Here is a 26,793-nt window from a genome sequence, read left to right on the forward strand (position 1 = left end):
GAGTGCTCCCGTGAGACATGTCATCGCCCTCGATGTGGGCGGCACCGGAATGAAAGCGGCTCTGGTCGGGCTGGACGGGGCGCTGTTGTACGAGGCGCGGCGGGCCACCGGGCGCGAGCACGGGCCCGACGTGGTCGTGGAGTCGGTCCTCGGCTTCGCGCGGGAGCTGCGCGCCCACGGACGGACGCACTTCGGCACGGCGGCGGAGGCCGCGGGGATCGCCGTGCCCGGCGTCGTCGACGCGGAGCGCGGCGTCGCCGTCCACTGCGCCGATTTCGGCTGGCGGGACGTCCCGCTGCGGGGTCTGTTGAGGCACAGGCTCGGGCGGATCCCCGTCGCGCTCGGGCACGACGTGCGCACGGGCGGCCTCGCCGAGGGCCGCTTGGGGGCGGGCCGGGGTACCGGCCGGTTCCTGTACGTGTCGCTCGGCACCGGCATCGCCGGTGCGATCGGCATCGACGACGGCATCGAGACCGGGGCCGGCGGCCGCGCCGGCGAGCTCGGCCACATCGTCGTCCGCCCCGGCGGCCCCGTGTGCGGCTGCGGCCGACGCGGCTGCCTGGACGCGCTGGCCTCCGCCGCCGCGATCGGCCGCGCCTGGGCCGTGGCGAGCGGCGACCCCGCCGCGGACGCCGCCGCCTGCGCCAAGGCCGTCGAGGCGGGCGACGAGGTGGCGAACGGGGTGTGGCAGGCGGCGGTCGACGCCCTCGCCGACGGCCTGCTCACCGCGCTCACGGTCCTCGATCCCCGCGCACTGATCATCGGCGGCGGCCTCGCCGAGGCCGGAGAAACCCTGCTCGGACCCCTGCGTGCGGCCGTGGCGGAACGCATCACGTTCCAGAAGCTCCCCACCGTCGTCCCGGCGGACCTCGGGGACGTAGCCGTATGCCTGGGCGCCGGGCTCCTCGCCCGCGACCTGCTCACCACCGCGGCAGCCGTCTGAGGGCGGCCGCGAGGTCAGAGGACGCGGACGACGGCGATCCCCGTGAACGAGAGGCAGGTGGCCTGTGCGGAACCGTCCATGCGCCGCCGTTGCCGGCTCGGGCTCATCCTGCCGTGACGGTGCCGCGGGCGCCGGTGGCGTCCGCGTCGGAAGTGTCGGCGGTGTCGGCGGTGAAGAGCCGCGCCAGGACGGTGTAGGCGGCGCCGGAGGCGTGGCTGGAGGGGCCGGTCGCCGCGATCTCCAGGGCGGGCGGAGGGGTGGTGCCGTGGGCGTACTGCCGTCGGAACACCTCCTCCGTCCCGGCGGTGAGTGCCGGAACGTTCATCTCGGGGGTGAAGGCGACCACGACCCGCTCCGGGCCGAACATCTTGGCGGCGTTGGCCACGGCGGTGCCGAGGCTGTCGGCGGCGCTCGCGATGACGTCGTCGTCGCACCCGACGAGACTTCCCGGCTTCACGCCGCGCCTCTCCAGCTCCCGCTGGATACCCCAGTGACTGGCCCAGGTCTCCAGGCAGTCCTTGGCGCCGCAGTGGCAGGGCCGCCCGGCATCCGTGCCGACGCGGGAGTGGGCGAACCCCCCGGCGGTGCCGCTGAACCCACGGTGGATGCGTCCCTCGACCACGACGGACGCTCCCAGGCTCGCTCCCACGCTGAAGATCATGAGATTGCGGCCGGCGAGTCCGCCGTCGAAGAGCAGCAGGCCGGAAGCCACGGAGTTGACGTAGCTGTCGAGGACGACGGGAGTCTCCAGCAGCGCCGTCAACTGGCGCTGGAGCGGTACGTTCTCCCAGCCCATCGATCCGCTGTGCCGGACGATGCCGCTCTGCTGGTCGACCACGCCCGACACGGCGACGCCGACGCCGATGAGGGTCGAGGACGTCCTGCTCGCGGCGGCGATGGCCACCGCACGGGCGACGCTCTCGCCGACGTCCTGGGGGCGGGTGGAGGTCAGCGGCTCCTGGTGGGAGGCGACGACGTCTCCCCGCAGATCGACCAGCACCACGTAGGCGTCGGTGTCCGAGAGCCTGACGCCGGCGGCGAGCACCGCGTCGGTGCCCAGGTCGAGAAGTCGGGCGGGCCTCCCTCCGGTGCTGCGTACGGCGTCGGTCTCCGTGAGGAGTCCGGCGCCCAGCAGCCGGGAGGTGATGCCGGTGACGGTCGCCGGGCTCAGTCCGGTCTCGGTGGCGATCCTCGCCCTGGCCACCGGGCGGTGCGCACGGACGACGTCGAGAACCAGGGCTTCGTTGATCTCGCGGATCAGGGCTTTGCTCCCGGCGCGTGGCCTCATCGCTATCGGTTCCTTCTGGTGATCACTCGGCATGGGCAGGGTCTCCCACTTGGGGCGGGAAAGCCAGTCTACTTTATTCGGTCATTGACAGAAGTAAGTCTCCTGGTTAGTTTCCACCGCATGAGTCACCACCTCGGAGTGGGCCAGGAGCAGCGTCTTCAGGGCTCACACACCCGGATCCTCCTGAGCGTCCCCCCAGAAGAGAAGGAAGCCTTCTTCCCTCCGACGACGCTCCAGGCACTGGCCGCTCTCGGTGAGGTCACCGAGCGGGAACCGGCCGCGCTGCAGACGGAGGACGCCTTTCGCCAGGCCCTCGACGGCGTCCACGTACTCGTCACCGCCTGGGGATTCCCCCGCCTCGACGCCGCCCGCCTCGCCCTGGCACCCGATCTGCGGTTCGTCATGCACGCCGCGTCCTCGCTCCACTGGCTCGTCGGCGACGACTTCTGGGCCACCGGCCTGCCCGTCTCCCAGGCGGGGGCGGCGATGGCCCCGGCCGTGGCGGAGCTCTCCCTGGGCTTCACCCTGTCCCTGCTGCGCCGGACCCACCGGCACGACCACGCGCTCCACTCCGGCCGGAGCTGGGAGACGGCCGCCGGTTCCGAGCGGGCACGCGAGATCGGCGGGGCCCGCATCGGAGTCGTCGGCGCCTCACGCACCGGACGGTGCTACATCGACATGTGCCGGGCGCTGGGCGCCGACATCCGCGTCCACGACCCGTACGTCCCGCCCGGTGATCCGCTCGCCGAGTCCACCACCGGACTGCGGGACCTGCTCACGTCGAGCGACGTCGTCGCCGTGCACGCCCCCGCCACACCGGAGACGCACGGCATGATCGGCGCGGACGAGATCGCCGCGATGCGTGACGGCACACGGTTCGTCAACACCTCCCGGCCCTCGCTCGTCGACATGGACGCCTTGTTCGAGGCGGTCGCCTCGGGCCGGATCGATGCCGCTCTCGACGTGTTCGACACCGAGCCGCTGCCCGTCGACGACCGCTGGCGCCGTCTGCCGAACGCCCTCCTCACGCCGCATGTCGCGGGTGCGACCGCCGACTCGCGGCGGCGCGCCGGGCGGATCGTCGTGGAGGAGATCCGCCGGCACCTGGCCGGAGAGCCCCTGGAGCACGCGCTGACGCGCGAGGACCTGGCGAGGAGGGGATGAACGTGACCACGGCACGCAACATCCTGCTGCTGCACTGCCACGACCTGGGCCGGTTCCTCGGCGCGTACGAGGTCCCCACCGTGGTCTCCCCGCATCTGGACGCCCTCGCGGCGCAGTCGGCGCTGTTCGAAGGGGCGTTCGCGACCGCCCCGCACTGCAGCCCCGCCCGGGCCTCCCTGTTCACCGGCACGTACCCGCAGACCAACGGGGTCCTCGGACTCACCCATGACCCCTTCGGTTGGGACCTCACCGACCCCTCGACCCACCTCGCCGGCCGGCTGCGCGCGGCCGGGTACGGGACCGAGCTCATCGGCGTGCATCACGAGTCCCGGGTCCTGCCGGACGATGTCGTGGCCGAACGCCTCGGTTTCGACCGGGTCCGCAGCGGCGGCGACCGGGACACGGTCGTCGAGCGCACCGTCGAGGCGCTCGACCGGGCGGCCGCCTCGGACACCCCCTTCTACCTGCAGGTCGGATTCCACGAGCCGCACCGCACACCGTCGAAGAGGGACCGCCCCGGAGTCATGGGCTTCCTCGGGGACACGGTGACCGCGGACGACTCCCTCGGGCTCGGCATCCCCCCGTACCTCAAGGACGACGAAGGCGCCCGTGAGGAGATCGCCGAACTGCAGGGCGCCGTACGCCACATGGACGAGGGCGTCGGGAGCATCCTGGCCCACCTCGACGCGCTCGATCTGAGCGACGACACCCTCGTGGTGTTCACCACCGACCACGGCCTCGCGCTGCCCCGGGCGAAGTGCACCCTCTACGACCCGGGCCTGGAAGTCGCCCTCATGATGCGCGTACCCGGCCGGCCCGACTGGCGCGCACGCCGCGTCGAAGGCCAGGTCAGCCATGTCGACGTCCTGCCCACCCTGTTCGAACTCGTCGGCCTGCCCCAGCCGGCGGACGGTCAGGGCGTCAGCCTGGTCCCCGTCGTGGAACAGGACCGCCCGGCCCGTACCCACACCTTCGGGCAGCTCACCCACCACATCTACTACGACCCGAAGCGCTCGGTGCGGTCCGCGTCACACAAGTTGATCGTGAACTTCTCCAACGCCCCGCGGGCCATGGACCCCACCCAGTCGTGGATACGGCGCAGCCTCCCCGCGGACCTCGGCGGCTCCACCATCGGCTCCAGCCCCGCTCTGGAGCTGTACGACCTGGCCCGCGATCCGCACGAGCGGGACAACCGTGCCCTGGACCCCGCCTACGAGGGCGTCCGGGGTGAACTCGCCGCCGCGTTGCTGGACTGGATGCGCGCCACCGGCGATCCGCTCCTCGGCGCGCCGCCGCTGCAGCGGCGTCATCAGGACGCTCTCACCGCCCTGGGCGACGCCGCCCACGATCACGGGACGCAGCCGCTCCCCGGTCCCTCCGCCCCCCTCTGTCACTCCCTTGCCGACAAGGCCGTCGCATCCCCACGAGAGAGAGAAACAGCATGAGCACACGACCGCTTCGCTTCGCGGCCCTCGCCGCTGCCGCCACCATGGCGATCACGGCCTGCTCGGGCTCGGGTTCCGGTGACGGCAAGGCCGAGGTCACGCTGTGGATGTACCCCGTCATCAAGGACGAGGCCGCGAGCAAGAAGTACTGGGCCGGGACCGAAGCCGCCTTCGAGAAGGCCCACCCCGGCATCGACCTGAACATCGAACTGCAGACGTTCGACAAGCGTGACGCCCAGATATCCGCCGCCCTCGCCGCGGGTTCCGGCCCGGACATCGTCCTGATCACCCCCGACCAGGCCGCGACCTACCACAAGGTGCGGGGGCTGCTTCCCGTCGACGACGCCGTCGCCGACGACCGTACGAAGTTCCTTCCCGGGACGCTCGAAGCCGCCACCATCGAGGGCAAGCTCTACGGCGTCCCCGCCTTCCAGAACGTCAACACCACCGCGTACAACACCAAGATCTTCGCCGATGCCGGCCTCGACCTGCCGAAGACCTGGGACGACGTCCTCAAGGCCGCCCCGGTACTCGCCAAGAAGGGCATCGCCGTCATGGACTACGCCGGCAGCCCCGAGCAGACCCTGAACCTCTCGTTCTACCCCCTGCTCTGGCAGGCCGGTGGGTTCGTCTTCAGCACCGACGGCAACGACGTCGTCTTCGACTCGCCCGCCGGCGTCTCCGCTCTCCGGTTCCTCGTCGACCTGAAGAAGGCGGGCGGCCTCCCTGCCGAGGCGGCCACCGAAGGCCCCAAGGTCGAAGGAGCCCCCATCGCTGCCGGCAAGGTCGCGATGCGCCCCGTCACGTCGCTGCCCGAGCTCAAGCAGATGCGCGCCGCCCTCGGCAAGGAGAACGTGACCCTCGGCCTGCCCCTTGAGGGCAAGGTCCGGGCGACCTACGGCAACCCCGGCCTGCTGTCCCTGACCTCGATCAACGAGGAGGAGAACCGGGAAGCCGCCTACACGGTGCTCTCGTACCTCTCCTCGGCCGAATCCCAGGAGTCGCTCAACGAGGCCGCGGGCAATCTGCCGACCCGCGTCGACGTCCACGCTCCGGACTCCGACCCCGACCTCAAGATCCTGAACGAAACCCTCCGGTACGCCAACGCGGGTGAGCCCTCACCCGCGGCCCGCCAGGTGATGGCCACGCTCGCGCCCTACATCCAGGCCGCCCTCGGCGGCGACCTCACGCCGAAGGAGGCGCTGAAGAAGGCCGCCGAGGAAGCGCGCGCCCTGCTCGCCCGGTCCTGAACCCGCCAGGGGAGCGTGCGGCCCCCGCCACCGACCGCACGCTCCCACTCCTCCCGCTGATAGGCCGCCATGTCCGTGCACACACCTCCGAGCACCGGCTCGGACAGCCGACCGTTCCGCCAACCCGAGCCCCCGCACGTCTCACCGAGCGTGCGGACGGCCCGTCGACGCCTGAAGCGCCGTGAGGCCATGGCGGGCATCCTGTTCGTGCTGCCGACGCTCGTCATCTTCGCGGTGTTCAAGTTCCTCCCCATCGCCGGCGCCGGGGCGATGAGCCTGACGCGCTACCGCCTCAACGGCGACGTCACCTGGCTGGGGGCCGAGAACTACACGCGCCTGTTCTCCGACTCCCACTTCTGGCAGAGCCTCGGCGTGACGGTGAGCTACGTGCTCATCTTCGTGCCGCTCATCATCGTCGTCTCCCTGGCCGGCGCACTGCTCCTGAACAAGATGGTGCGGTTCACCGGCACGTTCCGGGCCGTGCTCTTCGTCCCCTACCTCAGCTCCTTCGTGATGGCCGGCATCATCTGGTCCTGGATCTTCGACATGGACGGGCCGCTCAACGCCGCGCTCGGCGGACTCGGAATCGGCCCGGTCCCGTTCCTCACCGGCGACCAGCTCCTGGTCCTCGCCAGCCTCGCGCTGGTCTCGGTGTGGAAGGGCTTCGGGTACTCGATGCTCGTCTTCCTCGCCGGGCTCAAGGCCCAGCCCGCCGAGGTGCACGAAGCGGCGCGCATCGACGGGGCGAGCAGCTGGCAGGCGTTCCGGCACGTGACGCTCCCGCTGCTCAAGCCCGTGATGTTCTTCGTCCTCGTGATCGAGACGATCATCGGCTTCCAGGTGTTCGACACCATCTACGTGATGACCGGCGGCGGCCCCAACCGGGCCAGCCACAGCCTCATCTACTTCCTCTACGACGAGGGCTTCAAGTTCCTCGACTTCGGCTACGCGGCGGCGATCGGCATGGTGCTCTTCGTGATCGTGCTCGTCCTGTCCCTCGTCCAGCGGCGCCTCGTCGAAGGCAAGGAGATCACGTGACCACCCAGCGCTCCACCCTCGACGCAGGCCACCCCGGAGCCCGCCGGCCCCGCAACCGGCTGCCGGCCCTCGCCCTCACCGTCATCTCCCTGTTCACCGTCGCGCCGCTGATCGCCGTCGTCGTCCTCGCCCTCTCGCCCGAGGACGCGCCCACGCTGCCGCACGCGATCCCCGATTCCCTGACGCTCGACAACATCACGCGGATCTTCGAGGTCGGAGAGTTCCCGCTCTGGCTGCTGAACTCCTTCGTCTACTCCGTGGTCTCCGTGGTGGTCATCCTCCTCACCGCCTCCATGGCCGCCTACGCCCTGGTGCGCAAGCGGTTCCCCGGGCGCAACGCGGTGCTGTGGGCGATCGTCGCCACCCTGATGGTGCCGATGCAGGCCACGCTCATCCCCACCTTCATCCTGGTGGCCCGCATGGACGGGGTGAACACGCTGTGGGGCCTGATCATGCCGACCCTCGCCAACGCCCAGGCGGTCTTCCTCATCCGGCAGTTCGTCCGCGACCTGCCCGACGAACTCTTCGACGCGGCACGGATCGACGGGGCGGGGGAGTGGCGCACCTTCGTGCAGATCGTGCTGCCGCTGATCCGGCCGGTGCTCGCCACGCTCGCCATCTTCGTCTTCCTGTGGCACTGGAACGACCTCCTGTGGCCGCTCGTCGTCGGCCAGACCGACGTGGCCCGCACCCTGACCGTCGGACTCGCCACCCTGCACACCGAGACGGTGTCCACGGCCGGCATCATGTCCGCCGCCCTCGTGAGCTTCATCCCCTGCTTCGTGATCTTCATGGTCCTCCAGCGGCACATCGTCGCCGGCGTCACCTCGTCGGGGGTGAAGGGATGACGTACGACATGACGGCAACACCCCTGCGGTTCGGACTCATCGGCGTCGACTCCCCGCACGCGCCGTCCTTCACCCGGCTGTTCGGCGACGGAGTCACCGGCACGGTGGCGGGCGGCACGGTCGTCGCGGCCTGGAAGGGCGTGGCGGCCGGGGACTTCCCGCTCGGCCGGGACCGCATCGACGCGTTCGCCCAGGAGGTCTCCGATCTGGGGGTGGCGCTGTACGACACTCCCGAGGAGGTCGCCGAGCGCTGTGACGCCCTGCTCGTCGTCGCCTCCGACGCCCGTACCCACGCCGGGTACTTCACCCGGCTGGCGCCGCTCGGCAAGCCGGTCTACGTCGACACGCGATTCGCTCTCACGACCGACGACGCCCGGGCCATGCTGGCGACGGCCGGTGCCCACGGGTGCCTGCCGCTGGCCGGCTCGCCGAAACGCTTCACACCCGAGTTCCGGCGCGCCGCCGACCGGGGCCGGGTCGACCGCGTCGATCTGACCGGCCCGCTGCCCACCCAGCCGGGCCACCCGTTCCTGGCCTGGTACGGCGTGCACCTGGTCGACCTCGCGGTCGCGGCGCTCGGGCCGGGATGCGCGCACGTCGACGCCTCGACCGGCGACAGGGTCACGCTGACCTGGTCGGACGGGCGGGTGGCGACCCTCGGCGGCGAGGAACGGTGGTCACCGCTCACGACGGGGCGCGTCAGCGGTCCCGGCGGAGAAGGCGAGTTCACCATCGAGGCCGGACCGCCGATGCTCACCGGGCTGCTCACCTCGATCGTCGACGCCTGCCGCACCGGCACGCCCAACGTCCCCGAGGCGGAGGTGCTCGACATCGTCGCGATCGTCGAGGCCGCCCACCGCAGCCGCACGAGCGGCGCACCGGTGACCCTGTCATGACCCGTCAGCGGTCGTGCTGCTCCGCGAGCCGGGAGACGGGGAGAGAGCGGCAGCCGCCCGCGACGGAGCCGAGCATGGCGGGGGAGCCGAGCGCGGCGGGGGAGCCGAGCGCGGCGGCGGAACGGTCCCCGTCCCGACCTCCCGGCATGGCGCTCCTGCCCGGCGGTACGTTCCTCATGGGCACCGACGCCGACGACGGGTACGCCGCCGACGGCGAGGGACCGGTGCGCGAGATCCGCCTCGCCCCGTTCCTGATCGACACCACGACGGTCACCAACGAGGCGTTCGCCGAGTTCGTCGACGCCACCGGGTGGGTGACGCTGGCGGAGCGGTTCGGCACGTCGTTCGTGTTCGCCGGTCTGCTGCCCGACGACGTACGCGGCGGCCGCCCCGTACCGGCGACGCCGTGGTGGCGGGAGGTCGCGCACGCGGACTGGCGCAGGCCGGAAGGCCCCGGATCGGACATCGCCGACCGCATGGACCACCCGGTGGTCCATGTCACCTGGCGCGACGCCCGCGCCTTCGCGAGGTGGGCGGGCAAACGCCTGCCCACCGAGGCCGAGTGGGAGTACGCGGCCCGTGGCGGTCTGCCGCAGGCCCGTTACCCGTGGGGCGACGAGCGTGAGCCCGGCGGGGTGCACCGGATGAACGTGTGGCAGGGCGAGTTCCCCGCGTCCAACACCGGCGCGGACGGCTACCTCGGCACCGCTCCGGCCGACGCCTATGAGCCCAACGGGTACGGGCTGTACAACACGTGCGGCAACGTGTGGGAGTGGTGCGCCGACTGGTTCCACCCCACGTGGCACGCCACCGGCCCGCGGACGGATCCCGTCGGGCCGCCGAGCGGGGACCGCAAGGTGATGCGCGGCGGCTCCTACCTGTGCCACGACAGCTACTGCTTCCGCTACCGCGTCGACGCCCGCAGCTCCAACACCCCTGACAGCAGCGCCGGCAACATCGGCTTCCGCTGCGTCGCGGACGCCGGCTGACCGACACAGGTCCGCCGGGCCCTACCGCACCGCCGACCCCGACCTCTCACCTGGAGAGGCGGGGTATCCATCTACCGCATAGCAAGCGCTTTCTGCGCTCGGTTGCACATCACCTCAGAGGGAGACACGAGAATGAGCCGCACAGTCATAGGCATCGTGATGAACGGCGTGACCGGCCGCATGGGCTACCGCCAGCACCTGGTCCGCTCCGTGCTGGCCATCCGCGAACAGGGCGGTCTGCCCCTGGACGACGGAACCGTCATCTGGCCCGAACCGATCCTCGTCGGCCGCAGCGACCGCAAACTGAAGGAACTGGCGGACCGACACGGCCTGGAGCACTGGACCACGGACCTGGACGAGGCCCTGGCCCACCCGCTCGCCCAGATCTACTTCGACGCCCAGGTCACCCCGGCGCGGGAGAAGGCCATCCGCACCGCGATCGCGGCCGGCAAGCACGTCTACACCGAGAAGCCGACCGCCGAATCCCTCGACGCCGCACTGGAACTGGCCCGGCTGGCACGCGAGGCGGGCGTGTGCAACGGCGCCGTGCAGGACAAGCTGTTCCTGCCGGGCCTGCTGAAGCTCAAGCGCCTCATCGACAGCGGCTTCTTCGGCCGGATCCTCTCCGTACGCGGCGAGTTCGGCTACTGGGTCTTCGAAGGCGACTGGCAGACCGCCCAGCGCCCCTCCTGGAACTACCGTGCCGAGGACGGCGGCGGCATGATCCTCGACATGTTCCCGCACTGGCGGTACGTGCTGGACGGCCTGTTCGGCGAGGTCCGCTCCGTGTACGCGCACACCGCGACCCACATTCCCGAGCGGGTCGACGAGCAGGGCCGGAGCTACCCGGCGACGGCGGACGACGCCGCCTACGGCGTCTTCGAGCTGGAGGGCGGCATCACCGCCCAGATCAACTCCTCCTGGGCCGTACGGGTCGACCGCGACGAGCTCGTCGAGTTCCAGGTGGACGGCACCGAGGGCAGCGCCGTCGCGGGTCTGCGCAACTGCCGTGTCCAGCACCGCTCCCTGACGCCGAAGCCGGTCTGGAACCCGGACCTGCCCGTGACCGAGTCGTTCCGCGACCAGTGGCAGCAGGTCCCGGACAACGGCGAGTTCGACAACGGATTCAAGATCCAGTGGGAGCTCTTCCTCAAGCACGTGGTGACCGGCTCCGCATACCACTGGGACCTGCTGGAGGGCGCCAAGGGCGTCCAGCTCGCCGAACTCGGCCTGCGCTCCGCACGCGAAGGCCGCCGTCTCGACGTGCCCGCCCTGGAGATCCGATGACACTCGTCCTGCGCCTCCCGGACGGCCCCCACCGCCTCCGCGCCCCCGCCGTCCTCGACGTGCCCGACCGCCCGATCACCTCCCGGGTCGTGTACGCCGCCGCCCATGTGGTCGCCGATCCCCTGGGGGACAACCGCCCGGGAGCACCCGCGGCCGTCGACTGGGACACCACGCTCGCCTTCCGGCGGCACCTGTGGTCCCTCGGCCTGGGCGTCGCCGACGCCATGGACACGGCCCAGCGCGGCATGGGCCTCGACTGGCACGCCACCCGTGAACTCATCACCCGGTCCGGAGCCGAGGCCCGCGCCGTGGGCGGACGCCTGGCCTGCGGCGTCGGCACCGATCACCTCACCGGGCCCCCCTCCCTGCCCGCCGTCATCGACGCCTACCAGGAACAGCTGGCCGTCGTGGAGGAGGCCGGTGCCCGGCCGATCCTGATGGCGAGCCGCGCACTGGCCGCGGTGGCCAAGGGCCCCGAGGACTACCTCCACGTGTACGGCGAGGTCATCGACACCGCTTCGCAACCGGTGATCCTGCACTGGCTGGGCGAGATGTTCGACCCCGCACTGGCCGGCTACTGGGGTGGCGCGAACCTGGACGACGCGACCGACACGGTGCTCGACCTGATCAGGGAGAACGAGCCGCGCGTCGACGGCATCAAGGTGTCCCTCCTGGACGCCGACCGCGAGATCGCGCTACGGCGCGCCCTGCCGGAGGGCGTACGCCTGTACACGGGCGACGACTTCCACTATCCCGACTTGATCCGCGGCGACGAGGCCGGTCACAGCGACGCGCTGCTGGGCGTCTTCGACCCCATCGCCGAGGTCGCGGCTGCCGCGCTGCGGGCCCTGGACGTCGGCGACACCGCGCGGTACGACGCCCTGATGGAGCCCACCCTGCCGCTGGCCCGGCACCTGTTCGCCACACCGACGTACCACTACAAGACCGGCGTGGTCTTCCTCGCCTGGCTGGCCGGCCACCAGACGCACTTCACCATGGTGGCCGGAGCTCAGAGCGGGCGTTCCGTCCCCCATCTGACCGAGCTGTTCCGGCTCGCCGACGCGGCCGGCGTCCTTCCCGACCCGGAGCTCGCCGCCCACCGGATGCGCCAGTTCCTCCAGGTCTCGGGGGTGGACGCGTGAACGGCGTGGAGCGCCTGCCGTCGAACCAGGTCACCACCCGGCAGCTCAGCAGCCTGTGCCGCGGCGGCTTCCTCACCGTCGAGGGGCCCGACGCGCACCGGGCTGCCTTGGCCCACCTGGCCCATGTGGGGGGCCCATGAAGATCCTCATAGCCCCCGATTCCTTCAAGGGGACCGCGACGGCGGCGCAGGCGGCGCGCGCCCTGGCCGACGGCTGGCGCTCCGTCCGGCCGCACGACGACCTGGTTCTGCTGCCCATGGCGGACGGCGGCGAGGGCACCCTCGAAGCCGTCGCGTCGGCCACACCCGGCGCGGAAGTGCGCGCGGTCCCGGGGTGCGCCGGCCCCGACGGGCGTGGCGTCGACGGGGCGTACGCGATGCTCCCCGACGGCACGGCACTGGTCGAACTCGCCGTCGCCAGCGGCCTTCCGCTGCTGGAAGGCCGAAGCGCCCCGCTCACGGCCACCACACGCGGCACCGGTGAGACGATCGCGCGTGCCCTGGACGACGGCGCCCGGCGCCTCGTGGTGGCCCTGGGAGGCTCCGCCTCCACCGACGGCGGCGCCGGACTCCTGAGTGCGCTGGGCCTGAGGCTGCTCGACGCCGACGGCCGTCTCCTCCCGGACGGCGGCGGCGCCCTCGTCCAGGCCGTCACGGCCGACCTCACGGCGCTTCGCCCGCCGCCGCCCGGTGGAGTTCTCCTGCTGAGCGACGTGACGAACCCCCTGCGGGGGCCGGAGGGCGCGGCGGCCGTCTACGGCCCGCAGAAGGGCGCGGGACCGGGGGAGGTCGCCCACCTGGACCGCGGGCTCGCCCGCCTGGCCGCACTGCTCGGCGGGGACCCCGAAGCCCCCGGCGCCGGGGCGGCCGGCGGCACGGCCTACGGCCTCGCGGCCGCCTGGGACGCCCAGGTCGTGCCCGGGTCGGCAGCCATCGCCGACCTGCTCGCCCTCGACCGCGAACTCGACGCCGCCGACCTGCTGATCACCGGTGAGGGGTGCTTCGACCGGACCAGCGCCCTCGGCAAGGCGGTCGGCGAGTCGTTGCACCGGGCCCACAGGGCGGGCACGTCCGCCGCGGTGGTGGCAGGGCGGGTGGCCGCGGCCGACGACAGGGCCCACACGTTGCTCTCCCTGACCGCACTCGCGGGCGACGACGCCTCGGCCCGCGCGCACGCCCCGCACTGGCTCCGGCGAGCCGGAGCGACCCTCGCGGCGGAGGCGTTCTAGTGGCTGCCACGCGGCCTTGTCCGGGTGATCGGCCTGTGGCTCGCGGGCCGACGGCGCGTCCTCCGGCACCTGTCGCGACAGGCGCCGGAGGACGCGCTTCGAGGATCTGCGCTTCGAGGATCTGGGCTTCGAGGACCTGCGCAGCGTGGTGCTCGCCGCGCGGAGCGCTGAGACGCGGGTCAGCGGTCTTCGAGCTCGATGCGGATCAGGTTGCGGCCGCGGATCGCGTAGAACCGGCCTCGCTCGTCGACCGCCGCGCGCGGGATGCCGTACCACTCGCCGTTCAGGGTGGCCAGGTCGGTGCGCTCGAAGGTTCGCGGGTCGAACCGGAAGAAGGCCTTGCCGGAAGTGCAGAACACCTGCCCGCGGTTCACCAGGAGCGTGCCGTAGTTGGGCACCACCGGCCCGTGGTTCGCGGTGTGGATCACCTGCCGCGTCGTCAGGTCGACCACGAAGAAGCCGCCCCGGTGGCACATGACGTACAGATGGCGGCCCAGTACGGCAAGGCCGGTGACGCCGGTCGGCTTGGTCTGCGGAGTCATCCGCCACAGCTCGCGGTGGGACGACGGGTCCCACGCCACCACGGTCCCGCCGCTGTTGCCGACGTTCTGCCCGCCGAGGTAGGCGATGCCGTCGTGTGCCGCGACGGTCCGCACCATCTGGGTCGTGTCGATCGGGTTGACGGCGACCGTCGTCTCGGAGGTCCTCGGGTCGAACGTCATCAGCGAGCCGCCGCCGAGGGTGTCGGACTGGAGGCCGATCAGCGCCACCTGGTTCCTGTCGTCCCAGACGATCTGGTGCGGCCGGTTCTGGCCGGGCGGCAGGAGGGCCGGCTTGCGGGTCCATTCGCCGTCGACCCGCGGGTCGTGGGCGAGGATGCCGATGCCGTTGTACTGCGCGAAATAGGCCACGCGCTCGTGGATGAGGATGTCCTTGGCCTCGCTCGGTGCGAGGATCCGGGTCTTCGTGCCGTCGCGGAGGTCATGGCGCATCACCGCGTTGGTGCCGCCCACGTAGACGCCGTCGGCTCCGGCCGCGACCGACATCGCCAGTTGGGGGTCGGCCGGAGCGCCTCCGGCCACCAGGTCGTAGGTCGTGGTCCGCCCGGTGGCGGGGTCGACCTGGTAGACGAGGCCGAACGCCGAGACGGCCATCACCGACCCGTCCCGTGCCCACAGCCCCCAGATCTCGCCGAACTCGCCTTCCTGGAGCTCGACCTCACGGAAGACCCCGGTGCTCGGCGTGAGCTCGACCAGCGTGCCGCCGTTGAAGTACACCTTGTCCTCGCCCACGAAGACCGGCAGGCGCAGGAACTTGCCGCCGTGACGCAGCAGTCGGTACCGGCTCGGGTCGGCGAGGTCGATGATCGCGACCGTGGCCCCGTCCGCGGGGGTGGCGCAGGCGTAGAGCGTGTCGCCCTTGAGGGCGATGTCGCGCACCTCGACGGCGTCGGCGAACTCGGGGGGCAGCAGGGAGGTGTACGCGCCGGTGGCGCGATCCATGACGAACAGTCCCGCTCGGGTGCTCGTCGGAGTCGCTCCGAGGGACGCGCCGGTGCCGATGTAGACGTGGTGTTCGGTCGCCACCAGGCAGCGGATCATCGGCACGTGGGGATCCGGTCCGGTGATCTCCGTCAGAGTGCCGGACGCCGGGTCGTACATCCGGAGCCGTGGAGCGGTCTCCTGACCACCGAAGAACAGCACACCGTCGGGCGCCATCGCGATCGCATAGGGCTTCAGGCCGCCCAGCGACGCGAGGTCCTCCTTCGGGGCCTCCGGCTGCGACAGGTCGAGCCGGATGAACCCGGGCTCGGCACCTCCGCGTTCGTCGATCGCCGAGTAGAGGAAGCGGCCGTCGGGGTCGGCGGCCAGCAGCTGGGTGCTGATCCCGGGCCCTGGCGTGATGCTCGTGACCTTCTGCGTGGTGAGGTCGTAGCCCACGATGCGCATGGGGTCGATGTTGCGCGAGGCGACGTACACCCGATCGCCGACGGGGATGCCGGCGGCCAGTGAGAAGTTGTTCACCGCCGGGCCGAGGTCGGTGATCCGGGCACGGGGCGTGCCCGCGGCCGCCGTGCCGGGGGCGAACGCCACAGCGAGGCCGCCGAGCGCTCCCCATTGCAGGACGCGGCGACGATCGATCGGGGACGAAGGGGTCATGAATACCACCTGGTGTCGGGTCTGCTGATGTCGGACCGTCGCGGGGAGGCGCGCCGGTCGTGGTCGACGGCGTGATCGCTGCCGGTCAACGTAGGAGGCCGAGTAAGTTCTGTCAATGACCGAATAAAGTCGGTGCGGGCCGGAATCCCCAGCCGGTCGCGCTCGGATGACGACCGGAACGGGTGCGGCCATCGATTCGCCGGGGCGCGTCGGCCGGTTTCCGTCGGTGGTCGAGGAGGTTCCGCTCTTACCGAGGGTCACGGGCAGGGTGGGCGCGTGCGCGGAGTGAGCGTCGGTCCGGGTGCCGGGCCGGCTTCCGTGGAGTCCGGGTCGGATGCCGGCCGCGGTGCTCCGGAGGTCGCACGCACGCCGTGGCGGGGGTGCGGGTCGGCTGGTTCGCGGATCCGCCGGTGGATTCCGGTCAGGGAGTGTTTCCGCAGAGGGCGGAGGTGTACGAGCGCCTCCGCACGCTTCCGTTCCCGGTCGCCGGCGTGCCGTCAGGGTCAGTCCGTTCATTTTCGGCCAGATGGTTCTCGGCCTGTTGCGCGAGGGGCGATACCAGACCGGGCCGCTCTACGGGTAAGTTTGCCAACTGCGCACCGCACATGAACGGTTGACGACTACAGTGTGTGGTTGGTGATCATCGGTAGGCTCTCCGCACGCTCGCAACACTCCCCCTGAAACAGCAGCTGAAGCACCCCGCAAGTACCCCGTAGTCCGCCCCCCCTGTACCCCGCAGTACGCCGATTCCTGGGCACGTACCAAGGACACTCATGTCTCAACTTCGCGCACCCGCCTCGCGGTCCGATCGACGCGAGGGCGGGCGCCACGGCCGGTCGGGCGCCCGCTCCGCCCCCGGCACCAGTAGCACCCCTCCGGCGCAGCCCCCCGCGCCGCATTCGACGGAAGCCCGCATACGCCCCCAACTCCTGCGCACCTCCGTGCTCCCCGCCGTCGCGGTGGCACTGGGCGGCGCGGCGGCCGTCCTCTTCACCATCCGCTCCACGGGAGCCACCCCGACGCCCGGCCTCTGGGCCGCGCTGACCGGCGCGGCCGCCCTCACGGTCGCCTCCGTCACCGCCGCCGCGCTCGGCGCCGACCGGGCGGCCAAGGCGGTCCTCGACCGCTGTAACGCCCTGCGGCGCTCCAGCGCCCGCGGCCAGAGCGAACTCCGTACGATCGTCGAACAGTTGCGCAGGGGAGAGGGGCTCCCGCCCCGCCCCGCGATGCCTTCGGGCCCCGCGACGGGTGACGAATTCGACCTTCTGTCACAGGAGTTGAACCGCTCGCACGAGGCCGCCGTCGCGGCCGTCGTCCAGGCGTCCCGACTCTCCAGCAGCGTCGGCAACGAACAGAAGGTCGAGGTCTTCGTCAACCTCGCCCGACGCCTGCAGTCCCTCGTCCACCGCGAGATCCAGCTCCTCGACGAGCTGGAGAACGAGGTCGAGGACCCGGAGCTGCTCAAGGGCCTGTTCCACGTCGACCACCTGGCCACCCGCATCCGCCGCCACGCCGAGAACCTCGCGGTGCTCGGCGGCGCGATCTCCCGCCGCCAGTGGTCCAACCCGGTGACCATGACCGAGGTCCTGCGCTCCTCGATCGCCGAGGTCGAGCAGTACCCGCGCGTGAAACTCGTACCGCCGATCGACGGTACGCTCCGGGGCCATGCCGTGGCCGACGTCATCCACCTCCTCGCCGAACTCGTCGAGAACGCGACACTGTTCTCCGCCCCGCACACCACGGTGCTGCTGCGCGCCCAGTACGTCACGGCCGGCCTCGCGATCGAGGTCGAGGACCGCGGCCTGGGCATGCCCGTCACCGAGCAGAACAAGATGAACGCCCTGCTCTCCGATCCCGACCAGGTCAACGTCGCGCATCTGCTCCAGGACGGCCGCATCGGCCTGTTCGTCGTCTCGGCGCTCGCCCGCCGGCACGGCATCGCGGTACGGCTCCAGTCGAACATCTACGGCGGCGTCCAGGCCGTCCTCGTGCTGCCGCAGGGCCTCCTCGGCGCCGACCCCGAGGGGCTGGCACAGCACGAGCGGCAGGCCGCCGCGGCCGTTGGCTCCCCGGCGGTCCCGCAGACCCAGGTGCAGATCCAGCCGCAGCCGCAGCCGCAGCCGCAGCCGCAGGCTCCGGTCCAGGCGCCGGTCCACGCACAGGCCCAGGCCCCGCTCCACGCCCAGGCCTCCGCGTCCCCGGCCTTCGAGGCCCCGGCTTTCGAGCCCATGGCCTCCTCGTCCCTGGCCTCCGAGCCCATGGCCCCCGCGTCCATGGCCGCGTCGGCGCCCGAGCCCTTCCCGCAGCGGGTCTCCGCCCGCCACGAGGAGGCCCCGGCGCAGGACCCGCTCGCGTACCCCCGTACGAACACGCAGCTGAACGGCCACCTCGACGGCCACGCGGACGCCGGTTCCACCCCCTCGATACCGGCCCAGTCGGCCGGCTCCGAGCACACGGCCCCGCTGCTGCCCCCGGCGCCCCCGGCCCCCCGTGCCGAGGCCCCCGGCCGGCCCCTCCTCCCCAAGCGGCGCGCCCAGGAACACCTCGTACCGCAGCTGCGCGACGAGCCCGTGGCCCGCAAGCCCGAGGAGCACGCCCTGCACGATCCCGGCCTGATGGCCGCGTTCCAGCGTGGAATCGGCCTCGCCGAGTCCCAGCCCGCCCCCCACGAACCGCTGCGTCCAGGCGACGCGCACAAGGAGTAGATGCACCATGGCGAGCAATGCGCCGATCGGCCATTCCTCGGATCTCGACTGGCTGCTGAGCGGACTGGTCCAGCGGGTCCCCTACACCCGCAACGCCGTTCTGCTCTCCTCCGACGGCCTCGTGAAATCCGTCCACGGCCTCGACCCCGACGCCGCCGACCACATGGCGGCCCTTGCCTCCGGCCTGTACTCGCTCGGCCGGAGCGCGGGCGCCCGGTTCGGCGACGGCGGCGAGGTCCGTCAGGTGGTCGTGGAGCTCGACTCCACGCTCCTGTTCGTCTCCACCGCGGGTTCGGGTACCTGCCTGGCCGTCCTCGCAGGGCGCGAGGCGGACGCCGCCGTGCTCGGCTACGAGATGGCGATGCTCGTCAAGAGCGTCCGGCCGTACCTCGTCACCCCGGCCCGGCAGGCGGCCGGCGCGGCAGGTGGCATCGGGCAGTGAACGTGACGTCCCATCAGGAAGGGCCCTGGCTCGACGACGCGGCGGGCCGGCTGATCCGGCCGTACACCGTGAGCGGCGGCCGGACCAAGCCCAGCACCACGCTGGACCTGCTCTCCATGGTGATGGCGACCGGATCGTCCCCGCAGGCGCACATGGGACCCGAGCACAGCCTGGCCCTCGGGCTGTGCGGCGGGCCCACCTCGGTGGCCGAGATCGCCGCGCACTTACGGCTTCCGGCCGTCGTCACCAAGGTCCTGCTCTCCGACCTCGTGGACTGCGGGGCGCTCACCGCCCGGGCCCCCCGGTTCCAAGCCAACCCAACCGACCGTTCCTTGCTGGAGGCAGTGCTCGATGGCCTACGACAACGGCTCTGAGCGCCACGAGAGTTTCGCGACCGACCCCTTCCCCACCGCGCTCAAGATCCTGGTGGCGGGCGGATTCGGCGTGGGCAAGACGACCTTCGTGGGCGCGGTCAGCGAGATCGAACCGCTGAGCACCGAGGAGCTGTTGACCTCGGTCAGCGTGGGCACCGACAGTCTGGAGGGCGTGGAGTCCAAGACCACGACCACCGTGGCCATGGACTTCGGCCGGATGACGCTCGACGACCGCCATGTGCTGTACCTGTTCGGCACTCCCGGCCAGGAGCGCTTCTGGTTCATGTGGGACGAGCTCTCCGAAGGCGCGCTCGGGGCGGTCGTCCTCGCCGACACCCGCAGGCTCCAGGAGTGCTTCTCCGCCGTCGACTTCTTCGAGCGGCGGGGCATCCGGTTCGTCGTGGCGGTCAACGAGTTCGACGGCGCCTACCGCTACGAGCCGGACGAGGTACGGGCCGCCCTCGACCTCAGGCCGGAGGTGCCGGTCGTCGCGTGCGACGCCCGGATCTCCAGCTCCGGCATCCGCACCCTGCTGACCCTCGTACAGCATCTGCTCACCACCATCCCGGCCGCCGTGCCGAGCTTCGGAGCCACGTCATGACCTATGACCCGACCGGTCATCTCCTGCTGACCCCCATCGACAAGGACGCGCCCGCGCGCGTGCAGCGGCTCCGCGAACTCGGCCTGGGGGAGCGACCGGAGCCGGCGTTCGACGAGTTCGCCCACCGGCTCGCGGACGTGACCGGGGCGCCGTTCTCGATGGTCAACTTCATCGACGAGAACCGGCAGTTCTTCGCCGGGCTGCACACCCCGGAGGGCACCCACTCGGGCAGCGACCTGGGCGCGGCCGCGGCGAACACCGGTGGCGTCGGCCGCTACATGGCCCGTGACCACGGCTACTGCCCGCACGTGGTGGTGCGGCGCAAGGCGCTCGTCCTGGAGGACGTCTGCGACTACCCGCGCTTCGCGGGGAACCCGGTCGTGGACGAGATCGGGATCCGCTCCTACATGGGGGCGCCGCTGATCGACCGTTCCGGCGTCGCGCTGGGCACGATCTGCGTGGTCGACACCGACGTCCGGCCGTGGGGCCGTGCCGGTCTGGAGACGATCAAGGCGATGGCGGCGGAGCTGGTGGAACAGATCCACCGCCGTGAGGACGGCATGTTCTGACCCGCCACCGCGGGGAACGCGGACGGGGCCCTGGTACGGCGTGTGTCGCCGTAGCAGGGCCCCGTCCGCGTTCCCCGATCGGTCAGGCCGGTGTCGGTTCGAGCTCCTGGGTGCGGACCAGCTCGGAGAGCCGCTCCGACCAGCTGCCCTTGTCCTGGCCGAGGGCCACCTCGGCCAGCCGCAGGAGCTGGATGTCGGAGGTGCCGGCCGGGGCGAAGATGTGGTGCGCGTCCCGGAGGTACCGCTCGATGGCCCGGTCCGTGAAGAGGCCGGAGGCGGCGTGGATCTCCATGGCGTTGCGGCCGGAGTCGATCGCCGACTCGACGTTGACGAGCTTCGCGTTCATCAGCTCGGCGTCGCAGGACATGCCCTGGTCGAGCAGGTGCACGGAGTGGTACGCGGCCAGCCGGGCCGTCATCAGCCGGGACTGCATCTGGCCCAGCTTCAGCTTGACCGTGGGGAGGTCGTGGAGCGGCTTGCCGTAGCGGATGCGCTCGGAGGCGAACCGGGTGGTCTCCTCCAGGATCGCCTGGTGGATGCCGAGGGAGACGGCGGTGAGGTTGGCCCGCCCGTACAGGACGCTGGAGGAGTACGCCACGGCGAGGCCGTCGCCCTCGTCGCCGAGGCGATGGGAGGCCGGCACGCGGCAGTTCTCGAAGATCAGCTCGCCGAAGCTGAAGCCGTGGAGTCCCATGGCGGGCTGCTGCGGACCGGTCCTGAAACCGGGGCGATCGGATTCGACCAGGAAGGCGGTGAGCCCCTTCGATCCGGGACCGGTTCTGACCACGACGCCGTGCAGATCGCCCACGTGGCTGTTGCCGACGAAGACCTTGCTGCCGTTGAGGATGTAGTCGTCGCCGTCCCGGACCGCGCTGGCGCTCATCCCGAGGACGTGACCGCCGGACTCGGGCTCGGTGACCGCGATGGTCGGCAGGCACTCGCCGGCGGCCACGGCCGGAAGCCAGGTCTTGCGCTGTTCGTCGCTGCCGAAGTGAACGATCTTGGCGGTACCGAGCTGCGAGGCCTGGACCATGGCGCCCATCGCGCCGCTGACCCGGGAGAGCTCCTCGATGATGATCGTCTTGGCCAGATGACCGGCGCCCATACCGCCATATTCCTGGCTGATTGTCGCACCCAGCCAGCCCTGCCGCGCGATGAGCCGGGAGAGCTCGTGGTGGACCGTTCGGGACGCCTCCATCTCGGCTATGCGTGGCCGAACCTCACGCTCCGCGAAGTCGCGGACCGTCTCCCTGAGCTGATGATGCAGTCGACTGCTGAAGTAGCCGTCCATTCGAGTCCTCCCCTGCGAAACGCCTGCTCGGTGATCGACCGAACAGGTGGTGCATCGGCAGTGGTCCCGTCCCGAACAGGCCGACCTCTTCATGGTGTTGATCTTTCCGGGACGGAGCAATATCGCCACGACTTTTGTCCGAAACAGGAGCTGTTGACGATGGAACCTGACTGTGTTTCGTGTGGTGTTGACCCACACGCTCCGATCCGGAGTCCCTTCCCCGTGGGCATCTTTCTGCCACATGGCAAGGGCAACGAACTCCGCGGCATATGGCGAGGGGGTCCCTGACGTCACCACATGAGCCCCTTCGTCAACAAAGAACCGGAATTCCTGAATCCGCCCGACCTCGTCCCACCCCGAGAACTCGGGCCTCGCCCCCGCCCTCCCCGCTCCCGGACCCCTCGCCACGGGCGTGCGAGCGCACCGGGGGGCGCATGGAAGCGTTACGGAGAGTGACCGGCACGCCCCCGGCGTGCACCCCACGCCCGGGCGCCGCAAAGGGTTCGTGACCACCGGAGAAAGTGCGGTATCGTTCTCATGCGCGTTCAGCCAGGGGAAACCCCAGGTCAGACGCGCATCGGGACGTGGCGCAGCTTGGTAGCGCACTTGACTGGGGGTCAAGGGGTCGCAGGTTCAAATCCTGTCGTCCCGACTTTTCGAAGTCGCAGGTCAGGGGCCGTTTCAGAGAAATCTGAAACGGCCCCTGACGCGTTTTCGGGGTCCGGTGGGGGACCAACCCGAGGAGAAGCGTTACGCGTTCAGCGGCGGGCGCAGCCCTTCGCCTCGAACCGGTCCGTGCTCATGTAGGTGACGTTCGGCAGGTGGGAGCCCATGGCCGTGGCCTCGTCCCCGGGGACCTTCGTGTTCTGGACCGCCTGGTGGAAGCCGGTGTCGGGCAGCATGTTCCGGATCTGGAACCAGGCGAAGTCCTGGTCCTGGTAGCCGTCTCCCCGGGCCGTCCGCGCGAGGTACGCGACTCCGCACGCCGTGCGCGCGTTCTGCGGCCGGTCCTGGTCCAGGCTGACGACGATGGTGTAGTCGCCGTTCTTGTCGACCGGCACCTCCTCGTCGTACGCGCAGTCCATGACGCGGGTGGTGTAGACGGACTCGTTCACGCAGAACGAGGCGTAGCGCACCTGGGCGGAGCCCATCACGGGGTCGTGGTCGCGGGTGGAGACGGCGGTGGGCAGCTTGCCCTTGATGACGGCCACCTGGCCGAGCTTGCCGCTCAGGACCGTGCGCACGTAGTTGTTGTGGATGTTCGGGAAGAACCCGCCGCCGGTCCGGCCGGGTGTGGGATTCGCTCCGACGGTGTCGTCACCGGTCCAGGTCTGCAGCAGGTACGAGCGGTCGTACTGGGCCGTCCACCTGGTCGTCCGCGAGGTGCCGTGGCCGGCGCCGGGGGAGTAGGTGGCGGGGAAGGCGGGGTCCACCGCGCGCTTGGTCTGGAACAGCACGCCGGGCGGCGGGCTCGCGTACGACGCGGGGGTCTTGGGGCCGGTCGGCGGGAAGACCTGGACCTGGACGCCCGGTGTGTTCGGCAGCATGTCGGCGCTGTCGGGGATCCGGTCGGGGTACCGCAGAGCGCTGTAGGTGGCCTCGCTCAGGGTCAGCGACGACGGCTCGGGCAGACGGGTGGCGCCCTTGTCGAGACGCGCGTGGTCCTTCGATTCGGAGTCCGTCGCGTCGCAGGCGGCCTGGCCGGTGAGCTTCTTCCCGTCGGCGAGGGTCAGGGTCGGCCGGGGCAGTCCGACACCGCCGGTGAGGTCCTTGCCGCGGTCCGGGACGTACACCCGCATGAGGACGAGGTCGGTCTCGTACCGGACACCGTCCGAACCGGTCTCGACGCCCAGGGGCGTCTGGCCGAGGGAGGCCGTGGGGATGGTGCGCAGGGCGTTGCGCTGCGGTTCGTCGTTGCGCGGGTCGCGGATGGTGAACGCGGGCTTCCCGGTGGCCGCGTCGTAGTTGGCCGTGTGGTCGAACGACACGGTGTAGCCGCGCTTCGTGGCGGGGGTGTTGCGCCGGGCGCCCGGTGCGAACGGGTTGGCGGAGCCCTCGTTCGGGGCGATCTGGTAGTCCGCGATGCCGTCCACGGGCTGGCCGAGGCGGTCGTACGAGATGAAGGAGAAGTACCGCGCGTGCGGGTACGTGCCCTCCAGCGTCAGCTTCGATCCCGCGGGCCGACGGTAGTAGGCGGCCCAGTAGACGGCGCCGGCGTCGGGATAGGCGATGTTGAACAGGGGATCGGCGCCGATCCCGCCGTAGTACCAGAAGCAGTCGCTGCCGGGGCCCTGGACGAGGGACGGGGCAGTGGGGGCCTGCGTCGGCCCGTGGCCCGCCGTGGGAGCGGTGCCGCCCGCCGAGGCGGTGGGCGTCCCGGCGGCCATCGCTCCGGCGAGGGCCGCGGCCACCACCGGGACGAGCCATCGCTTGTGCACGCGGTTGCGCATGGAGGTCTCCTGACTTCGTCGTCGGCCGAAGCCTCGCCGAAGCCCGTGAACCGCCCAAGGCAGTGGCCCGTACCAGGGGGGTTCGGTTTTCTGGTGTCTTCGGCGGAGAGGGAACGGGGGTACGGAGCCGGGTGCGGTCCGCCGGGTCAGGCGTCCTCGTGCCGCAGGGGAAGGTGACCGCGCACCTCGGTGCCCTCGCCGGGGCGTCCGACGACGCTCACCTCTCCACCGCAGGCCGACATGCGGGCGCGCATGTTGGCCAGGCCCGCTCCGGGCGGTCCGCCGGACCCGGCCGAGTCGGCGGGTGACAAGCCAGGGCCGTCGTCCCGTACGGAGAACGACAGGCGACGCCCGTCGTCCGTCAGCTCGACGGTGACCGTACTCGTCGGCCCCGCGTGCTTGACGGCGTTCTGTACGGCTTCCAGGCAGGTGAAGTACACCGCGCTCTCCACCGCACCCGGATACCGGCCGACGCCCTCGATCCGCAGGGACACGGCCTCCGGGAACCTCCCGACCGCGTCGGCGAGGGCGGCGGACAGCCCCTCGCCGTGCAGCAGCCGGGGGCCCGCGCCATGGGCGACGTCCCGGATCTCCCGTAGGGCGGCGTCCACGTCGGGGCCGAGCTCCTCGGCCAGCCGGGCGGCGCGCCGGGCGTCCTGCGGCAGCAGCCGGGAGAGGACGCTCACCTTCATCCGCAGCGCGATGAGCCGTTGCTGGGCGCCGTCGTGCAGATCGCGCTCGATCGCCCGGCGGGCGCTGTCCCGGGCGTCGGCGATCCGCGCTCCGGAGAGCGCGAGTTCCGCCGCGTCCCGGTTGGTCTCCAGCGCCATCCGGACGCTCTGGGTCACGGCTGCCAGCAGCGCAGGCTGGTCGAGGAGCACCTCGTCGTGCACGACACGGGCCAGCGGCTCCCCGTCGCTCCCGTCGACGGGGGTGACCGCCTGCCCCGGGCGGGACACCGGCACCGTGCTGTGGAGCACCCCGGCGGAGTCCGCCCACCGGGACCGGTCCGGCAGCCAGTAGACGATGTCGAGACCGGGATCCCGCAGAGCCGTGGCCATGACCCGTCGCAGCGCGTCCGCGTCCGGTCGGTGCTGGAGCCCCGACACCAGTCGGAGGAGTACGCCCGCCGCGTGGAGACGGGCCAGCAGCAGGCCGAGGAGCATGGCGAGGGGCACCGCCCAGAACAGCAGGGTCAGGGCCGCCCCCGACAACACCGCGCCGTTCGTGACGACGAACACGGCGACGGCCAGGGTGCGCAGGATGGACACGACGAGCAGCGGCGCCAGCGTCCGGCGGGCGCCCGGTCCGGAGCGGACCAGCCGGTCCAGGAGGGAGAGGGCGACCGACAGCAGGATCGTGGCGCTGAGCCAGCGGAAGGCCGTGAGGAACCCGTCGGCCACCTGTGGGAGGTCCTCGACGAGGAGCACGTTCCGTGGGCAGTCCGGGGCGCACGGCACGAGCGGGCCGGGCAGGGGCACGGCGGCCGAGAACAGGACGGTCGGCAGCCACAGGACCGTGGCGCTGAAGGCGCTCATGGCCACGATGACGCGGTCGCGCCGCGATCGAAGCCGTCCGGTGGGGAAGCTCAGCATCACCCAGACCAGGACGAACTCGGCGAGCTGCCCCAGGGCGCGGCCCAGGCCGAAGACCCACGGGACGTCCGAGGCGCCGAGCCCGCGCACCGCGTACGTCACGCACAGCAGGACCAGCAGGCGGGCGAGCCTCCGGTCCTGCGGGCGCCGTCCCAGCACTGCCGCGGCCAGGAGCGTCAGCACCACGCCGACCGTCGCGAGCACCGCCGCGGATCCGGGGAGGCCGGTCATCGCCGGTTCGCGTCGAGGTACAGGAGTGTGGCCCGCACCCGCCTGCTGATGTCGGCGTCACCGGTGAGGCCGAGCCGGCCGAAGATCTCGCTGACGTGCTTCTCGACGGCCCGAACGGAGAGGAACCGGGCGCGGGCGATGGCGGCGTTGCTCCTGCCCTCGGCGATGTCCGCGAGCAGTTGGCGCTGGCGCGGCGTGAGGCTGTCGAGGGCCGAGGCCTCGGTGCGGCGCCGGCGGACCAGGTCCTCGACGAGTGCGGCGTCGATGTGGCACTCGCCCCGGGCCACCGACCGGACGGCGGAGACGAGCAGGTCGAGGTCGTGGACCCGGTCCTTGAGGAGGTAGCCGCGGCCCGCCGCCCCCGACTCCAGGAGCCGGGCCGCCAGATCGACGTGCCGCTCCTGGCTGAGCAGCATCACTCCGACGCCCGGGTGGGAGCGCCGGAGTCCGTCGGCCAGGCGTACTCCCTCGTCCGTGAACGACGGCGGCATCCGGATGTCGCAGAGCAGTACGTCCGGTGGGGCGGCGGCGACGGCGGCGACGGTCGAGGGCTCGTCGGCGCAGGTGCCGACGACCTCGACGGCGTCACTGAGCTCCAGGAGCCTGCTCAGACCCTCCCGGATCAGGAAGCTGTCGTCCGCGATCAGCACACGCAGCCGGGTCGGTTCCTGCTCGCGTGCCCCCGGACCTTCGTCGGGCGCCGACACCGAGACCTCCTGAGACGCGACCTGGCATGGACCGCCGAAACTACCTGCCGGAGGAGGCGAAAGCGAAAGCCGCGGGGTGTTTCGCTCAGCGGTCGCACGTGCTTCGTAGCGGAGGCGGCCCACTGTCCCGATCGTGCCGGCTGCCACAATT

Annotated in this window: 23 protein-coding genes and 1 tRNA gene; 17 read left to right on the top strand and 7 right to left on the bottom strand. The window is 71.5% G+C overall.

The genetic code is table 11. The features are described 5' to 3' along the window. The first annotated feature begins 10 nt into the window (after positions 1–10). On the top strand, positions 11–943 hold the full coding sequence (locus OG580_RS30615) for an ROK family protein (protein WP_267046880.1): 933 nt from the start codon (positions 11–13) through the stop codon (positions 941–943). A 103-nt stretch (positions 944–1,046) separates the two neighbouring features. Here OG580_RS30615 and OG580_RS30620 read toward each other — a convergent pair whose 3' ends face one another. Further along, a complete protein-coding gene (locus OG580_RS30620; protein WP_267046881.1) occupies positions 1,047–2,231 on the bottom strand; it encodes an ROK family protein in 1,185 nt (394 codons plus the stop codon). Positions 2,232–2,351: 120 nt separating this feature from the next. Here OG580_RS30620 and OG580_RS30625 point away from each other — a divergent pair, with 120 nt between their 5' ends. The 6 genes from OG580_RS30625 (at position 2,352) to OG580_RS30650 (ending at position 8,872) form a co-directional block, all read left to right on the top strand. Then, entirely contained in the window at positions 2,352–3,395 is a 1,044-nt protein-coding gene (locus OG580_RS30625; protein ID WP_267046882.1) for a hydroxyacid dehydrogenase, read from the top strand. A gap of 2 nt (positions 3,396–3,397) precedes the next feature. Continuing rightward, a complete protein-coding gene (locus OG580_RS30630) occupies positions 3,398–4,840 on the top strand; it encodes a sulfatase (protein WP_267046883.1) in 1,443 nt (480 codons plus the stop codon). Next, the gene (locus tag OG580_RS30635) at positions 4,837–6,090 is read left to right on the top strand and encodes an extracellular solute-binding protein (protein WP_267046884.1); all 1,254 of its coding nucleotides are present in this window, start codon (positions 4,837–4,839) and stop codon (positions 6,088–6,090) included. Before OG580_RS30630 ends, OG580_RS30635 begins: the two co-directional genes overlap by 4 nt. 189 nt (positions 6,091–6,279) lie before the next feature. After that, positions 6,280–7,128: a carbohydrate ABC transporter permease gene (locus OG580_RS30640; RefSeq protein WP_267046885.1), complete on the top strand. Its 849-nt coding sequence runs from the start codon at positions 6,280–6,282 to the stop codon at positions 7,126–7,128. Beyond that, on the top strand, positions 7,125–7,976 hold the full coding sequence (locus OG580_RS30645) for a carbohydrate ABC transporter permease (protein WP_267046886.1): 852 nt from the start codon (positions 7,125–7,127) through the stop codon (positions 7,974–7,976). Before OG580_RS30640 ends, OG580_RS30645 begins: the two co-directional genes overlap by 4 nt. An 8-nt stretch (positions 7,977–7,984) precedes the next feature. After that, a complete protein-coding gene (locus OG580_RS30650) occupies positions 7,985–8,872 on the top strand; it encodes a Gfo/Idh/MocA family protein (protein WP_267046887.1) in 888 nt (295 codons plus the stop codon). A 4-nt stretch (positions 8,873–8,876) separates the two neighbouring features. On the opposite strand, the gene OG580_RS30655 is transcribed toward OG580_RS30650, so the two are convergent. Beyond that, a complete protein-coding gene (locus tag OG580_RS30655; RefSeq protein WP_267046888.1) occupies positions 8,877–9,020 on the bottom strand; it encodes a hypothetical protein in 144 nt (47 codons plus the stop codon). On the opposite strand from OG580_RS30655, the gene OG580_RS30660 reads away from it, so the two are divergent. From OG580_RS30660 to OG580_RS30675, 4 genes are all read left to right on the top strand, one after another. Beyond that, positions 9,019–9,861, top strand: coding sequence for a formylglycine-generating enzyme family protein (locus tag OG580_RS30660; protein ID WP_267046889.1), 843 nt, complete (start codon positions 9,019–9,021; stop codon positions 9,859–9,861). The genes OG580_RS30655 and OG580_RS30660 overlap by 2 nt on opposite strands. Positions 9,862–9,993: 132 nt before the next feature. Further along, positions 9,994–11,148: a Gfo/Idh/MocA family protein gene (locus tag OG580_RS30665; protein WP_267046890.1), complete on the top strand. Its 1,155-nt coding sequence runs from the start codon at positions 9,994–9,996 to the stop codon at positions 11,146–11,148. Further along, positions 11,145–12,290, top strand: coding sequence for a dihydrodipicolinate synthase family protein (locus tag OG580_RS30670; protein WP_267046891.1), 1,146 nt, complete (start codon positions 11,145–11,147; stop codon positions 12,288–12,290). The genes OG580_RS30665 and OG580_RS30670 overlap by 4 nt, the downstream gene beginning before the upstream one ends. A 136-nt stretch (positions 12,291–12,426) precedes the next feature. Then, the gene (locus OG580_RS30675; protein ID WP_267046892.1) at positions 12,427–13,518 is read left to right on the top strand and encodes a glycerate kinase; all 1,092 of its coding nucleotides are present in this window, start codon (positions 12,427–12,429) and stop codon (positions 13,516–13,518) included. A 179-nt stretch (positions 13,519–13,697) separates the two neighbouring features. On the opposite strand, the gene OG580_RS30680 is transcribed toward OG580_RS30675, so the two are convergent. Then, positions 13,698–15,677: a PQQ-binding-like beta-propeller repeat protein gene (locus OG580_RS30680; RefSeq protein WP_267046893.1), complete on the bottom strand. Its 1,980-nt coding sequence runs from the start codon at positions 15,675–15,677 to the stop codon at positions 13,698–13,700. Between the two features lie 773 nt (positions 15,678–16,450). Here OG580_RS30680 and OG580_RS30685 point away from each other — a divergent pair. The 5 genes from OG580_RS30685 to OG580_RS30705 are packed head-to-tail and all read left to right on the top strand — an operon-like array spanning position 16,451 to position 20,368. Next, positions 16,451–18,382, top strand: coding sequence for a sensor histidine kinase KdpD (locus OG580_RS30685; RefSeq protein WP_267046894.1), 1,932 nt, complete (start codon positions 16,451–16,453; stop codon positions 18,380–18,382). A 7-nt stretch (positions 18,383–18,389) separates the two neighbouring features. Next, positions 18,390–18,824 carry a roadblock/LC7 domain-containing protein gene (locus OG580_RS30690; RefSeq protein WP_267046895.1) on the top strand — a complete coding sequence of 145 codons (435 nt, stop codon included), beginning with the start codon at positions 18,390–18,392 and terminating at the stop codon, positions 18,822–18,824. 2 nt (positions 18,825–18,826) lie between these two features. Further along, a complete protein-coding gene (locus OG580_RS30695; RefSeq protein ID WP_267046896.1) occupies positions 18,827–19,198 on the top strand; it encodes a DUF742 domain-containing protein in 372 nt (123 codons plus the stop codon). Further along, on the top strand, positions 19,176–19,799 hold the full coding sequence (locus OG580_RS30700) for an ATP/GTP-binding protein (protein WP_267046897.1): 624 nt from the start codon (positions 19,176–19,178) through the stop codon (positions 19,797–19,799). Before OG580_RS30695 ends, OG580_RS30700 begins: the two co-directional genes overlap by 23 nt. Continuing rightward, positions 19,796–20,368, top strand: coding sequence for a GAF domain-containing protein (locus tag OG580_RS30705; protein ID WP_267046898.1), 573 nt, complete (start codon positions 19,796–19,798; stop codon positions 20,366–20,368). The genes OG580_RS30700 and OG580_RS30705 overlap by 4 nt, the downstream gene beginning before the upstream one ends. 82 nt (positions 20,369–20,450) lie before the next feature. Here OG580_RS30705 and OG580_RS30710 read toward each other — a convergent pair whose 3' ends face one another. Further along, entirely contained in the window at positions 20,451–21,659 is a 1,209-nt protein-coding gene (locus tag OG580_RS30710) for an acyl-CoA dehydrogenase family protein (RefSeq protein ID WP_267046899.1), read from the bottom strand. A gap of 578 nt (positions 21,660–22,237) precedes the next feature. Between OG580_RS30710 and OG580_RS30715 the strand changes: the two genes are divergently transcribed. Continuing rightward, positions 22,238–22,311: transfer RNA gene (locus tag OG580_RS30715), tRNA-Pro, on the top strand. 106 nt (positions 22,312–22,417) lie between these two features. Here the strand turns inward: OG580_RS30715 and OG580_RS30720 are convergent. The 3 genes from OG580_RS30720 to OG580_RS30730 all read right to left on the bottom strand — a co-directional run bounded on the left by OG580_RS30720 (position 22,418) and on the right by OG580_RS30730 (position 26,642). Further along, positions 22,418–24,109 carry a hypothetical protein gene (locus OG580_RS30720; RefSeq protein WP_267046900.1) on the bottom strand — a complete coding sequence of 564 codons (1,692 nt, stop codon included), beginning with the start codon at positions 24,107–24,109 and terminating at the stop codon, positions 22,418–22,420. A 146-nt stretch (positions 24,110–24,255) separates the two neighbouring features. After that, entirely contained in the window at positions 24,256–25,935 is a 1,680-nt protein-coding gene (locus OG580_RS30725) for an ATP-binding protein (RefSeq protein ID WP_267046901.1), read from the bottom strand. Further along, on the bottom strand, positions 25,932–26,642 hold the full coding sequence (locus OG580_RS30730; protein WP_267046902.1) for a response regulator transcription factor: 711 nt from the start codon (positions 26,640–26,642) through the stop codon (positions 25,932–25,934). The genes OG580_RS30725 and OG580_RS30730 overlap by 4 nt, the downstream gene beginning before the upstream one ends. Positions 26,643–26,793 lie beyond the last annotated feature (151 nt).

Source organism: Streptomyces sp. NBC_00094, assembly GCF_026343125.1.
Classification (GTDB): domain Bacteria; phylum Actinomycetota; class Actinomycetes; order Streptomycetales; family Streptomycetaceae; genus Streptomyces.

What these genes read in the sequence shown, in the direction of transcription:
- OG580_RS30680 (WP_267046893.1), bottom strand. Translation starts at nt 15,677, where the DNA reads ATGACCCCTTCGTCCCCGATCGATCGTCGCCGCGTCCTGCAATGGGGA.
- OG580_RS30640 (WP_267046885.1), top strand. Translation starts at nt 6,280, where the DNA reads ATGGCGGGCATCCTGTTCGTGCTGCCGACGCTCGTCATCTTCGCGGTG.
- OG580_RS30685 (WP_267046894.1), top strand. Translation starts at nt 16,451, where the DNA reads ATGTCTCAACTTCGCGCACCCGCCTCGCGGTCCGATCGACGCGAGGGC.
- OG580_RS30710 (WP_267046899.1), bottom strand. Translation starts at nt 21,659, where the DNA reads ATGGACGGCTACTTCAGCAGTCGACTGCATCATCAGCTCAGGGAGACG.
- OG580_RS30650 (WP_267046887.1), top strand. Translation starts at nt 7,985, where the DNA reads ATGACGGCAACACCCCTGCGGTTCGGACTCATCGGCGTCGACTCCCCG.
- OG580_RS30655 (WP_267046888.1), bottom strand. Translation starts at nt 9,020, where the DNA reads ATGCCGGGAGGTCGGGACGGGGACCGTTCCGCCGCCGCGCTCGGCTCC.
- OG580_RS30660 (WP_267046889.1), top strand. Translation starts at nt 9,019, where the DNA reads ATGGCGCTCCTGCCCGGCGGTACGTTCCTCATGGGCACCGACGCCGAC.
- OG580_RS30670 (WP_267046891.1), top strand. Translation starts at nt 11,145, where the DNA reads ATGACACTCGTCCTGCGCCTCCCGGACGGCCCCCACCGCCTCCGCGCC.
- OG580_RS30690 (WP_267046895.1), top strand. Translation starts at nt 18,390, where the DNA reads ATGGCGAGCAATGCGCCGATCGGCCATTCCTCGGATCTCGACTGGCTG.
- OG580_RS30635 (WP_267046884.1), top strand. Translation starts at nt 4,837, where the DNA reads ATGAGCACACGACCGCTTCGCTTCGCGGCCCTCGCCGCTGCCGCCACC.
- OG580_RS30725 (WP_267046901.1), bottom strand. Translation starts at nt 25,935, where the DNA reads ATGACCGGCCTCCCCGGATCCGCGGCGGTGCTCGCGACGGTCGGCGTG.
- OG580_RS30700 (WP_267046897.1), top strand. Translation starts at nt 19,176, where the DNA reads ATGGCCTACGACAACGGCTCTGAGCGCCACGAGAGTTTCGCGACCGAC.
- OG580_RS30665 (WP_267046890.1), top strand. Translation starts at nt 9,994, where the DNA reads ATGAGCCGCACAGTCATAGGCATCGTGATGAACGGCGTGACCGGCCGC.
- OG580_RS30675 (WP_267046892.1), top strand. Translation starts at nt 12,427, where the DNA reads ATGAAGATCCTCATAGCCCCCGATTCCTTCAAGGGGACCGCGACGGCG.
- OG580_RS30720 (WP_267046900.1), bottom strand. Translation starts at nt 24,109, where the DNA reads ATGCGCAACCGCGTGCACAAGCGATGGCTCGTCCCGGTGGTGGCCGCG.
- OG580_RS30620 (WP_267046881.1), bottom strand. Translation starts at nt 2,231, where the DNA reads ATGAGGCCACGCGCCGGGAGCAAAGCCCTGATCCGCGAGATCAACGAA.
- OG580_RS30705 (WP_267046898.1), top strand. Translation starts at nt 19,796, where the DNA reads ATGACCTATGACCCGACCGGTCATCTCCTGCTGACCCCCATCGACAAG.
- OG580_RS30625 (WP_267046882.1), top strand. Translation starts at nt 2,352, where the DNA reads ATGAGTCACCACCTCGGAGTGGGCCAGGAGCAGCGTCTTCAGGGCTCA.